At 42.8% G+C, this 14,348-nt stretch carries 11 protein-coding genes; 10 read left to right on the top strand and 1 reads right to left on the bottom strand.

Annotated features, from left to right (window positions below):
* Entirely contained in the window at positions 1 to 1,518 is a 1,518-nt protein-coding gene (locus tag BMZ58_RS04790; protein WP_075035419.1) for a tripartite tricarboxylate transporter permease, read from the top strand.
* Positions 1,519 to 1,807: 289 nt separating this feature from the next.
* The gene (locus tag BMZ58_RS20985) at positions 1,808 to 1,978 is read left to right on the top strand and encodes a hypothetical protein (RefSeq protein ID WP_167360025.1); all 171 of its coding nucleotides are present in this window, start codon (positions 1,808 to 1,810) and stop codon (positions 1,976 to 1,978) included.
* 118 nt (positions 1,979 to 2,096) lie between these two features.
* Here BMZ58_RS20985 and BMZ58_RS04785 read toward each other — a convergent pair whose 3' ends face one another.
* Entirely contained in the window at positions 2,097 to 4,070 is a 1,974-nt protein-coding gene (locus BMZ58_RS04785) for a YjhG/YagF family D-xylonate dehydratase (RefSeq protein ID WP_075035629.1), read from the bottom strand.
* Positions 4,071 to 4,405: 335 nt separating this feature from the next.
* Here BMZ58_RS04785 and BMZ58_RS04780 point away from each other — a divergent pair, with 335 nt between their 5' ends.
* The 8 genes from BMZ58_RS04780 (at position 4,406) to xylE (ending at position 14,321) form a co-directional block, all read left to right on the top strand.
* Positions 4,406 to 5,686 carry an ABC transporter substrate-binding protein gene (locus BMZ58_RS04780; protein WP_083412526.1) on the top strand — a complete coding sequence of 427 codons (1,281 nt, stop codon included), beginning with the start codon at positions 4,406 to 4,408 and terminating at the stop codon, positions 5,684 to 5,686.
* A 61-nt stretch (positions 5,687 to 5,747) separates the two neighbouring features.
* Complete coding sequence (locus BMZ58_RS04775) at positions 5,748 to 6,743, top strand: carbohydrate ABC transporter permease (protein ID WP_244151504.1); 996 nt, start codon at positions 5,748 to 5,750, stop codon at positions 6,741 to 6,743.
* On the top strand, positions 6,744 to 7,565 hold the full coding sequence (locus tag BMZ58_RS04770; protein ID WP_075035418.1) for a carbohydrate ABC transporter permease: 822 nt from the start codon (positions 6,744 to 6,746) through the stop codon (positions 7,563 to 7,565).
* A gap of 36 nt (positions 7,566 to 7,601) precedes the next feature.
* Positions 7,602 to 9,218, top strand: coding sequence for a glycoside hydrolase family 43 protein (locus BMZ58_RS04765; protein ID WP_075035417.1), 1,617 nt, complete (start codon positions 7,602 to 7,604; stop codon positions 9,216 to 9,218).
* A gap of 113 nt (positions 9,219 to 9,331) precedes the next feature.
* Complete coding sequence (locus BMZ58_RS04760) at positions 9,332 to 10,105, top strand: IclR family transcriptional regulator (RefSeq protein ID WP_075035416.1); 774 nt, start codon at positions 9,332 to 9,334, stop codon at positions 10,103 to 10,105.
* Positions 10,106 to 10,169: 64 nt separating this feature from the next.
* Positions 10,170 to 11,078, top strand: a complete 909-nt coding sequence (locus BMZ58_RS04755) for a fumarylacetoacetate hydrolase family protein (RefSeq protein WP_075035415.1) — start codon at positions 10,170 to 10,172, stop codon at positions 11,076 to 11,078.
* A 21-nt stretch (positions 11,079 to 11,099) separates the two neighbouring features.
* Complete coding sequence (gene gucD, locus BMZ58_RS04750; protein WP_075035414.1) at positions 11,100 to 12,560, top strand: alpha-ketoglutaric semialdehyde dehydrogenase GucD; 1,461 nt, start codon at positions 11,100 to 11,102, stop codon at positions 12,558 to 12,560.
* A 336-nt stretch (positions 12,561 to 12,896) separates the two neighbouring features.
* Positions 12,897 to 14,321: a D-xylose transporter XylE gene (gene xylE / locus BMZ58_RS04745; RefSeq protein WP_075035413.1), complete on the top strand. Its 1,425-nt coding sequence runs from the start codon at positions 12,897 to 12,899 to the stop codon at positions 14,319 to 14,321.
* Positions 14,322 to 14,348 lie beyond the last annotated feature (27 nt).

Raw genomic sequence — 14,348 nt, 5'->3', positions numbered from 1 at the left:
ATGGGTGCTATGGAAGGTTTAATGCAAGGAGTGCAAGTTGCTTTTAGTTGGCAAGGGATACTATTTGTTTTGATCGGTGTCATTGCCGGAACATTGATCGGTATGATGCCAGGACTTGGTCCGATCAGTGCGATTGCCATTATGATCCCGATTACGTATGGAATGGATCCCTCCGTCGCTCTAGTTATGATGGCAGGTGTCTATTACGGTGCTGTATTCGGTGGTTCCACCTCTTCAATCTTATTGAATGCCCCGGGAATTTCGGGAACAGTGGCATCATCGTTCGATGGTTATCCGATGGCCCAGCGGGGAGAAGCCGGTAAAGCCCTCGCCATTGCTGCTATCTCCTCTTTTGTCGGTGGAACAGTTTCTGTTGTTTTGTTGATGCTTTTCGCTCCTGCTTTGTCGCAAGTCGCTGTTTCATTTGGGCCGCCACAGTATTTCGCTTTAATGTTCTTAGGATTGACGGCAATTGCCAGTTTATCAGATGGCTCGACGATTAAAGCTCTCATTACAGCGACCATCGGATTCATGGCCGCGACTATTGGAATCGATACACAAACGGGAACGACTCGTTTTACATTCGGAAATCCGAACCTCCTCGAAGGAATTGACTTTCTTGTCATTGCTCTAGGTCTATTCGCCTTAGCTGAAATTTGTTTTCTTATCCTTAAGCGAAAAGACACTTCGTTGGGTAGTCAAGGAGATATCGGAAGCTTGAAACTCAGTAAAGCTGACTTTAAGGAAATGAGAGGTCCCATGACCCGTCAATCATTCCTCGGCTTTATTCTCGGAGTTTTGCCAGGTGCTGGAGCGACTATTGCTTCCTTCATCGGTTATATTAGTGAAAAAAGAATCGCTAAAAAGCCGAAAGAGTTCGGGAAAGGTTCTATCAAAGGGTTGGCCGCTCCGGAAACAGCGAACAATGCGGCGACTAGTGGAGCTTTCGTCCCATTGCTCAGTTTGGGGATTCCGGGTTCCGGGACGACAGCGGTCATGCTCGGTGCGTTTCTCGTCCTGGGTATTCAACCAGGACCACTATTGATGGCAGATCGCCCTGATGTATTCTGGGGCATCATTGCCAGTATGTATATCGGAAATATCTTTTTGTTGGTTTTGAATCTACCTTTGATTCCTTATATAGCGAAAATATTAAAAATTGCTCGACCTATGCTTATCTCTCTAGTAGCGATTTTTAGTTTAATTGGAGTCTATGCGATCAGCTTCAGCACGTTTGATTTATATTTACTGTTGATTTTCGGGGTGCTCGGTTATTTGATGAGATTATTCAGTTTTCCGGCAGCTCCATTTATTCTCGCTTTCATCCTTGGTGGGATGATGGAACAATCGCTAAGACAATCCCTTACAGCATCCAATGGAGATATAATGGCCCTGATTTCTGATCCTGTATCGATCAGTCTTTATATTGTCAGTATCTTATCGTTTGTTGTCCCTCTAATTCGTAACCGCAAAAATAATCAACATCAGCAAGAAGAACAAAATTCGGATGCTTCCTGATCGGGAGCATCTTTTTTTGTGCCTGCTCCTGGTGCGTTAGCGAACGGAAGAATGCGTCTCTCATAGATAGAAATATCCCTGCAATAGAATGGTTTCTAACCGATGGAGAGGGCGCCTCCAATATTTTTCTCCTTTTTTGTTTATAAAAGTTTTACAATGGGTATAGACAGGAGTATATTATAAAAATACAAAAAACGTCATTTTCCAACACAAACATCCGGTGTAGATTACAAAAGAGTTTCCTGTCCATTTTTTTGTCCATCATTGAAAAAATATATAGAAAGTAGGAATGAATGTGAGAGAAGATATGCTGCGCGTACTAGATCAAAGAGATTATTTGGTGAAAGAGAATCAACACCTCCAGGAACAATTGGAGGAAGAACGAAAGAAAGTTTTGAAGCTGGAACAAGAAATGAAGCAAATAAAAGAAAGAGAGCCTCTTTCTACGGTTGGTGTTTAGGTAAAATTCTATGAAACAGATGAGGGGAAAACAATAGAATTAATGGGCCAAGAATACAATGAAAGCCCGGTTTTGTCAGTGTTGATACAAAACCGGGCTTTCTTTTTCTACTTCTTATTTATTTACTGTCCACAGTAACCTGTTCTTTTTCCAGTGCTTTTTCACCAGCCCGTAAAACCTTAATTATCCGATCGACATCGTATACACTACCTTTCCAAGTCCCTCCGCTCACCTTTTGTAATTCTGCCCATAACCGTGTGTCATCAGGCAACTTTTCCGATGGTTGTATGTCTGGGTTTTGTACCCGATGTTCTAGTATTTCCCTTCCTTCTTCCGGGCTGACTGGTTGATCTTCGGTCCCCAGGAAGTGGAGGTGACCCGTCAAGTTGTGTGTATCTACATAAACTTCAACAACGTCCCCATCTTTTAGTTTTCCAATAGGGCCATCAGCGAGTCCTTCAGGGCCGATATGTCCGATACATGCACCTGTGGATACACCAGAAAAACGAGCATCTGTAATCAGCGTCACATATTTTCCATAAGATAAGTGCTTCAAAGCGGAAGTCAATTGATAGGTTTCTTCCATCCCTGTGCCCAAAGGACCACAGCCGGTAACAGCCATCATGTCGCCTTTTTTGATTTCCCCGTTTCTTATAGCTTTTATAGCTTTTCGTTCACTCGTAAATACTTTTACTTTTGCTTTGTGGTAATAGATTCCATTTTCATCGATAACCTCAGGATCTATCGATGTAGACTTTATAATGGAACCCTCGGGTGCAAGGTTTCCGACAGGGAATGTAATCGTAGATGTCAGGCCTCTTTCTTTCGCTCGTTCCGGGGACATAATGACTTCTTCTGGTTTTATTTGATCTGCATCCCATAAACGTTGTTTCATTTGATTTCTTCGTGAAGAATGTTCCCACCATTCGAGATTCTCTCTCAAAGTTTTGCCTGTCACGGTCATCACATCGAGGTTAAGAAGACCGAGTTCTTTCAAATGTAACATTACTTCAGGTACTCCCCCTGCAAGATAGGCTCTAACAGTAGGATGGTCATCTGGTCCATTAGGAAGAACACTGACGATTCGTGGTGTTTTTCTGTTCACTTCAATCCAGTCTTCTACTGTCGGTATATCACAGCCAGCTGCATGAGCGATTGCTGGGATATGAAGAAGAAGATTCGTCGATCCACCAAAAGCAGCATGGACGACCATCGCATTTTCAATCGACTCATTTGTAATGATATCTTTTGTTGTTATTTCTTTTTCAATCATATCCAGCACGGCCCGGGAGGATTTGCGTGCCATTTCCTTCCATATATCTTGACCAGAAGGTGCTAAAGCTGCATGAGGGATGGAAAGACCTAAAGCTTCCCCGACGACCTGGGAAGAGGCAGCGGTACCTAAGAATTGACAGCCCCCACCTGGTGTTGCACAAGCACGGCAGCCTAACTCTGCAGCTTCTTTGAGAGAAAGTTCATCATTGGAATAGCGGGCCCCGATGGTCTGGATTTTTCCAGCATCTTCCCCTTGGGCAGGTGGGAGAGTGACACCTCCAGGAATGAGAACAGTTGGTAAATCGTGCATGGAAACGAGGGACATCATCATTGCAGGCAATCCTTTGTCACACGTGGCGATTCCCACTACTGCATTTCTAGTGGGTAAGGAACGAATCAGCCTTCGATAAACTTTTGCAGCGTCATTACGGTAAGGGAACGAGTCGAACATCCCTGTTGTTCCTTGACTGCGGCCGTCACAAGGATCACTTACATACGCTGAAAAAGGAACTCCTTTCGCCCGATGTACCTCCATGGCTGCTTCTTTCATCAGCATATCAACTTCCCAGTGTCCCGTATGGTAGCCAAGGGCTACAGGGTTGCCGTTTTCATCTTTCATTCCGCCTTGTGTACTTAACATGAGCACTTGTTTTCCATTCAGCTTATTCGGTTGCCACCCCATGCCCACATTTTGTGATAGTCCAAATAAATGACCACTCGGGGAATTGCGAAGCATCTCATCAGTGAGAGGCAAAGATCCAGCCGGACCTGCAGCTTTCGTTTCTATGGCATCGATATCTGTTTCTGTTAACTCCATTAAATCCAGAGGTTGGTTACTCAAAAGAAAAGCACTCCTTTTTCGTTATGTAAACGCTTATTTATTAAATGATTATGAATTTTCTCAACAGAAATGTCAACTATGTAGTACGAGGTTTTATAATATAAAACGATAGATTGCAATTAGATTTCAAAATATTCTTGATATCTAACAAATTATAAGGTATTATGACGTTAATTAGTTCGTGCAATGGACAAACTTAGTTTTGGTTTATTATTTTTAGGAGGTGACCTTTTTCGGAAGGGATGATGGGAAGGTAAAAGCAAACCATATTTCAGAAAAATGAAAACGCTAACAAATGGGGAGGAAATATTATGTGGAAATCCAAAGTATGGATCATGTCTCTGGTTGTATTATTTATCGTATCCGGCTGTGCGAACAGTGAGAGCACCTCCAATGGTAATTCAGAGGGGGATGGTTCTAAAACATTGACACTATGGCATATTGAAACAGGAAACTCCGAAGTAGCTATCGAAGATGCGGTGGAACGCTTTGAGAGTAATAATGAAGGTGTGAATGTAGAAGTAGTCAGACAAGAAAACGATCCTTATAAAACGAAGCTTTCTGTTGCGATGGGCGGAGGAACACCTCCTGATGTTTTCCACTCCTGGGGCGGTGGCTGGCTGGAGAAATTTGTAGAAGCAGGCCAGGTAAAGGATATTTCTGAAAATATCAATGCAGAGCAATATCTTCCAGCGGCATTGTCACCGGCTGAATTCGATGGGAAGAACTACGGAGCTCCACTAGCTATGGACATCGTACCTGTTTGGTATAACAAAGAGATGTTTGAAGAGTTAGGATTAGAAGAACCTGAGACCTATGATGAATTATTAGAAATTGTAGAGACATTGAAATCCAATGATATTGTTCCATTCTCCTTGGCCAACCAATCAAAATGGCCTGGTTCTTTCTATTACATGTATTTCGCTGAAAGATTTGGTGGACCTGAGCTTTTCAATGAAGCTTATAACCGTGAGGGCAGAGGATTTGATGATGAAGCTTATGTGAAGGCTGGGGAAAAGATCCAGGAGCTTGCAGAAATGGAGGCTTTCCCGGATGGCTTCAACGGCATGAACTTTGATACAGGTCAATCCAGACAACTGCTTTATGCGGAACAAGCAGGCATGATCATCCAGGGGAACTGGATGCTGGGAACGACGAGAAATGATATGCCAGAGTTTGAAGAAAAGCTAGGTTTCTTCTTATTCCCATCTATTGAAGGTGGACAAGGGTCCAGCAAAGATATCGTCGGTGGTGTCAGTCCTGTTTTCTCCGTAGCAGAGAAAAGTGAAAATCAGGAGCTTGCAGCAGAGTTGGTCAAAGAATTGACAAGTAAAGAAACAGCTCAGCAGTTGGCGAATACTGATGGAGCGATTTCCGCTGTCAAGGATGTCGAATATGATGATGAATACGTCGCAGAAATTAGCAGTGTACTGGAAGAAGCGGAATATATGCAGACGTTCTATGACCAAACCCTGCCTCCGGAATTAGCAGAAGTACACCTGGATACGACTCAGGCCTTGTTCGGTTTATCCATGACTCCTGAGGAAGCCGCAAAAGAAGTCGAAGAGAAAGCGAAGGAAGTTCTGGAATAACCAAAGGAAAACTACATCAAGAAACTACTTCTTGATGTAGTTTTTATCCATCTTGAGTGAGGTGAGAGACTTGGAGAACAATGCAAAGAAATGGAACTTAGAAGAGAAGGAAGATCAGGAAAGTGATAAAGTCTATACCCCTCCTACCCCTGTAAGGGCGGATCAAACGAAAAAGAAACGAAAGAAACAGGATTTTTGGGTGATTATCGGGTTTTTAGGTCCCGCTCTACTCATCTATGGATTGTATGTTGTTTATTCGATAGCGATGACTTTCTATTACAGCTTGTTCGAGTGGTCCGGAATTGATAACAGCATGGTTTTCACAGGAATCCAAAATTATATCACCCTTCTTGGGGACAGCGTATTTTGGACCTCCCTACAGAACAATTTTCTACTAGTGGCAGCTTCCTTATTGACTCAGCTCCCGCTAGGTTTGATTATGGCCTTGCTTTTATTCAGTCCAATCAAAGGAATGAGGTTCTTCCGTTCGATTTACTTCATGCCTTTCTTAATGTCCACGGTAGCGATCGGGATTTTGTTCATCTATATCTATGACGGTAACTTTGGAATCGTCAACCAAATTCTTGGTCAATTAGGACTGGAATCATGGCAGAGAGGGTGGCTTGGAAATGAAGATACTGCCATTTGGGCGGTAATTGCCACGGTATGCTGGCAATTTGCCCCTTTTTATATGATTCTATTCAGGGCAGCAATCGTAGGGATTCCAGAAGAATTGTATGAAGCTGCGGAAATTGATGGAGCAAACTCAAGGAAGAAGTTCTTGAATATCACCCTGCCTTTATTGATCCCTACTATCATTACCTCTTCGATTCTTTCTATTATCGGAGCATTGAAGTATTTTGACCTGATTTATGTGATGACAGATGGGGGACCGAACAACTCTACAGAGCTGATGGCCACTTATATGTATGAGCAGACGTTCACCAACTTCAATATGGGGTATGGAAGCAGTATTTCCTTTAGTATGTTCATCATCGCTCTGTTTGTAACGATTATCATCATAATATTTGATCAAAGACGGAAAGGAGTTAACTAGATGCTGAAAAGAATACGACAAATACCACTTTATGTTTTAGCGATCCTTTTATTGTTGTTCACTGGTATTCCTTTCTTCGTCATGGTGAGTACTTCTTTTAAAACCCAAATCGAGTTTATGAGCTCGCCATGGTCTTTGCCGGAAAGTCTTTCTTTTGAAAATTATCGGCTGCTCCTGGAATCCGAGTTTTTTAGATTCTTTTTCAATAGTGTCGTCGTTTCGGTGATTTCTGTTGTAGCCGTAATTGTTCTCGCTGCTATGGCTAGTTATCCTTTGGCACGCATGCGCTTTAAGCTGAACAGACCTTTGTTCATCCTGTTTTTAGTCGGAATGATGATTCCGATCCACACGACATTGATTCCGATTTTTCTATTAACGAAGAACATGGGGCTCTATGATACGATATGGGCTTTGCCAGGACCTTATATTGCATTTGCTTTACCTGTGTCTATTATCATCTTCACTCAATTCCTGAAGGACTTACCGAAGGAGTTGGAAGAGTCGGCCAAAATGGATGGGTGTGGGCCCTTCCGGTTGTTCTGGAAAATTCTTTTTCCGTTACTGACTCCGGCTGTTGCTACAGTAGCAATCTATAACTTTATTCAAATTTGGAATGAGTTCATCTTCGCTCTTGTTCTGACTAACTCAGAAGAGAATGCAACACTACCATTAGGGCTACGTGAATTCTATGGCCAATTTTCGGTGAATGTGCCTGGCATTATGGCGGCATTGACACTTGGTAGTCTACCTTTGTTGCTCATTTATCTTGTTGCTCAGGAGAAGATTGTCAAAGGGATTGCTGCTGGTTCTGTGAAAGGGTAAAGGAAGTCAAACATTCATTATTAAAGGAGAGATCTTATGGGTACTATTTCGAACCCAGTCTTGCCGGGCTATCACCCGGACCCATCTATATTAAGAGTAGGGGAAGATTACTATATCGCAGTCTCTACGTTTGAATGGTTTCCTGGAGTGCAAATCTACCATTCGAAGGATATGGTTAATTGGAAGCTTCATACGTATCCATTGACGCGAACTTCTCAGCTGAACATGGTCGGGAACATAGATTCTGGCGGGGTATGGGCACCGTGCTTAAGCTATGCGGATGGGGTGTTTTATTTAATCTATACGGATGTGAAAAGCAGAGCGGGAGCTTTCAAAGACACCCATAATTATCTTGTGACAGCAGAAGATATAAATGGGCCATGGTCAGAGCCCGTTTATTTAAACAGTAGTGGGTTCGATCCTTCCCTTTATCATGAAGATGATGGGTCGAAGTGGCTCTTGAATATGATTTGGGACCACCGGAAAGGCACGAATTCTTTTGCGGGAATTGCTTTACAGGAATACTCCGTGGAGGAAAAAAAGCTGGTCGGTCCCGTGAAAAATATTTTTAAGGGGACAGAGCTGGGGCTGACAGAGGCGCCTCACATCTATAAAAGAAACGGATGGTATTATTTGATCACAGCAGAAGGGGGAACAGGGTATAACCATGCGGTAACGGTTGCACGATCAAAGAATCTGGCCGGCCCTTATGAAGTAGATCCAGAGAACCCTATTCTTACTTCGAGTCAAGACGATGTATTGCAGAAAGCTGGTCATGCGAGTTTAGTAGAAACACAAACTGGGGAGTGGTATTTGTCCCACCTTTGTGCACGGCCGGTGAAAAATCAGAAATGTATGCTTGGCCGGGAAACAGCACTGCAGAAATGTTACTGGACCGAAGATGATTGGTTGAGGGTGGAAGGCGGACCACGACCACAGTTGTCCGTTACTGGTCCAGATTTACACCCTGTGCCTGTGGAGAAAGCAAACCCGATCTATGATGATTTTTCCGGACCAAAGCTTGATGGTAACTGGAATTCGTTACGTATCCCTTTCTCTGAAGATTGGGTCTCCCTGAAGGAACGTCCAAATCATCTCCGCTTAAAGGGGCAAGAATCGATGAGCTCCCTTCACAGACAGAGCATGGTCGCAAGAAGGGTGGAGAGCTTAGATATTGAAGTGGAAACAAGGATGGATTTCCAGCCCGAGCATTTTCAACAAATGGCCGGTCTGATCTTTTACTACGATACAAGAGATTATGTTTATTTAAGAATTACTCATAACGAAGAAGATGGAAAAGTGTTAGGCGTCATCCAGTCGAAACATGGAGAATATGATGAATGTCTATCAAGGGAAATATCTCTGCCGGACCAACCCTTCTATGGCCTGAAAGCACGGTTGGAGGAAGAATGGCTCAGCTTTTTCTATTCTTTGAATGGGGAGAATTGGGAACCCGTCATCCAGAATATAGACGCTAGTCACTTATCAGATGATGATGCTGAGTTGATCCGATTTACTGGTACTTTTGTCGGGCTGTGTGCACAAGACCTTAGTGGAGAAAAGAAGCCTGCAGACTTTGATTATTTTGTCTATGAGGATAAAATATATGACAAATCAAAGGTCGTAAAAATGGGGGGAGCGGAAGAAATGTAAATAAGTAAAATCCCATTTGTCAGAATTGTGGGACTTGACTCTACAATTTGCAAGTTATATATTGTATGTATTGAAGTGGTTACACATTTTCACTTCATTGAAGGAGAACGAAGATGCCCATCATACAATCTGTCGACAGAGCTTTTAAGATACTGGATTTGTTCAATGAGTTGAATCCTGAACTTAAAGTATCAGAAATCAGCTCGAAACTTAGTTTGAACAAAAGCACGGTCCACTCCCTGCTCAAAACATTAAAAGAGCATGACTACGTAAGACAGGATCCGGACTCTGGGAAGTACAGCTTAGGCATGAAACTCGTGGAGCGTTCCAATTTCTTAATGAATAGTATAGATGTGCGATCCATAGCCAAGCAATCGTTAGTAGAACTATCGATGGAAACAAGCCTTGCTGTCCATTTAGTCATATTAGATGGACAGGCAGGTGTTTATATTGATAAAGTCGATAGCCCTACAGCAATCATAGGCTATTCCCGCGTGGGCAGACGAGTACCGATTCACTCCAGTGCTGTTGGTAAAGTATTAGTTGCTTATCAATCGCAAGAAGAAAGAAATGAGACACTGAAAGATTATGATTACAAGAAACAAACGGAAAAGACTATTACAAATGCTCAAGACTTTCAAGAAGAACTTCAAAGAGTATTGACCAAAGGGTATGCCATAGACGCAGAGGAAAATGAACCTGGAGTCACATGTCTTGCGATTCCCATTTACGATCATTCCGGTCGTGTAACTGCTGCCGTCAGCATATCTGCTCCATCCACGCGTTTCTCGGGTGATCGAATTCATCCTGTCATTTCTAAATTGAAGCAGACGGGCGAGACGATTTCCAGGAAGCTGGGTTATACATCTACTTTATCCCACGCATAAGGTAGATTATATTTTAACCCATATATCAAAACGGTGTTTTATATTATAAAACGGAGGCGATCTTATGAAAGTGATTAAATTCAGAAAAGATGATGGTACCCCGCAGCTGGCAGCAGTAAAAAATGAAACCGTTGTTTATCCACTTCCATACAAGGACTTTCTGGAGGTGATCCAGAAATCTGAAGAACAGGAGGTTTCTTGTCTTGCTATCGTGGAAGAAGCTATCGGTCAATTGGAGGCGCTTCCAGTCGATGTGGCCGATTTGAGCTTACTTCTTCCCTTGGAGGCAGATGAGGTATGGGCATCAGGAGTTACATATTTAAAGAGTAAAAATGCGAGAAATTATGAGGCCTATGATGGGAAAGAGGAAGTGGAGGATTCGTATTATGACAAGGTGTATGATGCAGATCGCCCAGAGATTTTCCTGAAGTCTACAAGTAAGCGGACGATTGGCCCTGAAAAGCCTGTTTATTTGCGCAATGATTCCAATTGGCAAATACCAGAGCCTGAATTAGGACTGGTATTAAATAAGCAGGGGGATATAGTCGGTTACACGGTAGGTAATGACATGAGCAGCCGCGATATCGAAGGAGAAAATCCGCTGTATCTGCCACAAGCGAAAATTTGGAAGCATTCCTGTTCATTTGGACCAGCCATCCGTTTAGCGGAAACCGTAGAGGATGCTTATGACCTGATGATTACTTGTAAGATTACTAGAAATGGAAAAAAAGTTTTTGAAGACAGTGCCAGTACTTCCCAATTGAAACGCAGATATGATGAGCTGGTGGAATACTTAATGCGCGACAACGTCATTTTCGATGGAACCGTCCTCTTTACTGGTACGTGTATCATTCCACCTAATGAATTCACGTTGCAAGAAGGAGATTTGATTGAGATCACCATCCCTGAAATAGGTACGTTGAGTAATCCTGTTGAAAAGTTAGAAGTAACGAAACAAGCGACATTATCTTAAATTTATTTAGGAGGTATAGTAATGAGTGTTACAACAGAAACCCAAAATTATTTGAACTATATTAATGGAACGTGGAGCGTGTCTGAATCCAGTGAACAATTGAAAAGTACAAGTCCAGCAAATCCTTCTGAGGTTTTAGGTCATGTGCAAGCGTCTACAAAACAAGATTTGGAAAAAGCGGTAGATGCTGCAAAAGAAGGTCAGAAAAAGTGGAAGAAACTTTCCGGAGCCGAAAGAGGGAATCTATTATTCAAAGTAGCAGACATATTAGAAAGAAACATAGAAGATATTGCTGAGACGATGACACGGGAAATGGGTAAAACACTGCCCGAAGCAAAAGGAGAAACAGCTCGTGGCGTCGCTATCTTGAGATATTACGCGGGCGAAGGGATGAGAAAAGAAGGGGATGTCATCCCGTCTACTGATAGTTCTGCGCTCATGTTCAGCAAGCGAGTGCCACTTGGCGTCGTAGGCGTCATTACACCATGGAACTTCCCTGTTGCCATTCCTTTGTGGAAGATGGCTCCCGCTTTAATCTATGGAAATGCAGTGATTTTGAAGCCTGCAACAGAAGCAGCTGTAACCGCAGCTAAAGTCATTGAATGTTTTGACAAGGCAGGCATGCCAGAAGGCGTCGTCAACTTTGTGACAGGGAAAGGTTCCGTCATCGGCCAAGGCCTCGCAGAGCATAAGGATGTGACAGCCGTTACTTTCACAGGGTCCAATGCTACGGGTAATCATATTGGTCAAACAGTTGCCGCACGCGGTGGTAAATACCAACTGGAAATGGGTGGAAAAAACCCATTGATCGTGGCTGATGATTGCGACCTGGATCTGGCTGTCGATGCAGCAATCAGTGGTGGTCTTAAATCTACTGGTCAAAAATGTACATGCAGCAGTCGGGTCATTGTCCAGGAAGGGATCTATGATCAGTTCAAACAGAAACTACTAGAGAAAGTCAGTGAAATTAATGTAGGTGACGGTCTCGAAGAGCAATCCTGGATGGGACCTTGCGCGACTAAAGGGCAGTATGAAACGGTTCAAAAATATATTGAAATCGGCCAGGAAGAAGGGGCGGAATTAGTCTATGGTGGACGACCGGTGTCAAATGAATCCGGTGGATACTATATGGAGCCTACGGTCTTTGATAAAGTCACATCCTCTATGACCATCGCACAAGAGGAAATTTTCGGTCCAGTCCTGGCATTGATGAAGGTGGAAACCATTGAAGAAGCAATCGAACTAGCGAACGATGTCGATTTCGGATTGAGCGCATCGATCTTCTCGAAAAATATCGACCATATTCTCTCCTTTATTGATGACATTGAAGCTGGTCTCGTACGAATCAATTCAGAGACAGCTGGCGTCGAACTGCAAGCTCCATTCGGTGGTATGAAGGCTTCCAGCTCTTATTCACGCGAACAAGGAGAAGCGGCGAAAGAATTCTTTACAACGATGAAAACCGTATTCCTGAAAGGTTAAGAAAGAATAGAAGCTTGAAGCAAAGTCAGTCTCTATGCTGGCTTTGCTTTTTTTAGTGCCTGTCCTCCACCCTGTAAGTGGACTTAAGTGTTGTTCTAAAACTATAAAAACACAACGGAGGCGCCTGTTTAGAGTAGAAATTGGAGCTTTGTCAGAGTTCCATCCTATTAATAGAAGGAACTCGGTGTACGATACATTTAAAATAAAATCAAAAAATTCTAAATTACTTAGTTTGTTCACTATACAAACTAAGTATCTATTGATACAATGAAAAATGAAAGCGATTTCGAAATTGAAAGGAGGAAGGAGTAGGCTTGTCTTCTACTCTGTTAGAAAATGAATAAAAATAAGAACTTGTATATCGTTTTAATTACATTGGTTGCGACACTAGGTGGTTTATTGTTTGGGTATGATACAGCGGTTATATCTGGGGCAGAAGGGTCCTTACAGAATTATTTTGCTGACAATTTGAACTTAAGTTCTCTCGTCCATGGTTTGACGGTTTCCAGTGCATTGATCGGATGTATCATTGGGGGCTTGATGTCCGGTTATTTTGCTACTCGTTTCGGACGTAAACGTACATTGATATTAGCTGCCGCTCTTTTCTTATTATCTGCTCTTGGGTCCGCCTATCCGGAGGCTTTATTTTTCACGGCAGGGGAACCGAGTCATGGCCTTTTATTACTATTTAATTTTTATAGAATTATCGGTGGGATTGGTGTTGGTTTAGCATCAGCGGTTTCTCCCATGTACATCGGTGAGATTGCTCCATCCCATATCCGCGGACGTTTAGTATCATTGAATCAATTTGCTATCATCTTCGGTATGCTTGTTGTTTATTTCGTTAACTGGGGAATCGCCAGAGGACAGACGACAGAGTGGGTAAATGAGATCGGGTGGCGTATGATGTTCGCATCCGAAGCGATCCCAGCGCTTTTGTTCCTTCTTTTATTATTTACAGTGCCGGAGACACCTCGCTATTTAGCTTCACAGAATAAAAGTGAGGAAGCTTTTGCAATTTTGAACAAAATTTATGATAAGACGATGGCGAAAGCGACATTGTATGAAATCAATAATTCTTTTGATACGAAACAAGGGAAACTATTCTCTTTTGGTGTTTCTATCGTTGTTGTTGGAATTTTGCTTTCTGTGTTCCAGCAGTTCGTCGGCATCAATGTAGCGTTGTATTACGCTCCGAGAATCTTTGAGAGTATGGGAGCAGCCCGGGACGCTTCCATGTTCCAGACAATTATCATGGGGCTTGTGAATGTGATATTTACCATCATTGCAATTTTGACTGTTGATAAATTCGGACGAAAGCCGCTATTGATTATAGGCTCGCTTGGCATGACGATCGGAATGTTTGGTGTCGCTGGTCTCGCTTATGCGAATGCAATCGGAATTGCTACACTTATATTCATTATCATTTATACTGCATCCTTTATGATGTCCTGGGGGCCGATCGTGTGGGTTCTGATTTCTGAAATCTTCCCAAATAAAATCCGCGGACAAGCAGTTGCGATTGCAGTAGCTGCTCAGTGGGCTGCAAACTATTTCATTTCATCGACTTACCCGATGATGATGGAGTTCAGCGGAGGTTTAACCTATACCTTTTATGGTGTGATGAGTATTCTATCCGGTTTATTTGTATGGAAATTCGTTCCCGAAACGAAAGGGAAATCGTTGGAGCAATTAGAAATGCGTTTGCGTAGAAGTAGAGGAAACGGAGAGGAATACAAAACAATGGCTGAAACTAAATAGCCTTGAGATCAAAAGCCGTTCAGCAGG

The organism is Halobacillus dabanensis (genome assembly GCF_900114165.1).
GTDB lineage: Bacteria > Bacillota > Bacilli > Bacillales > Halobacillaceae > Halobacillus > Halobacillus dabanensis.
The sequence above is the reverse complement of the archived record's forward strand: the minus strand, read 5'-3'. Positions and strand labels throughout refer to the sequence as shown.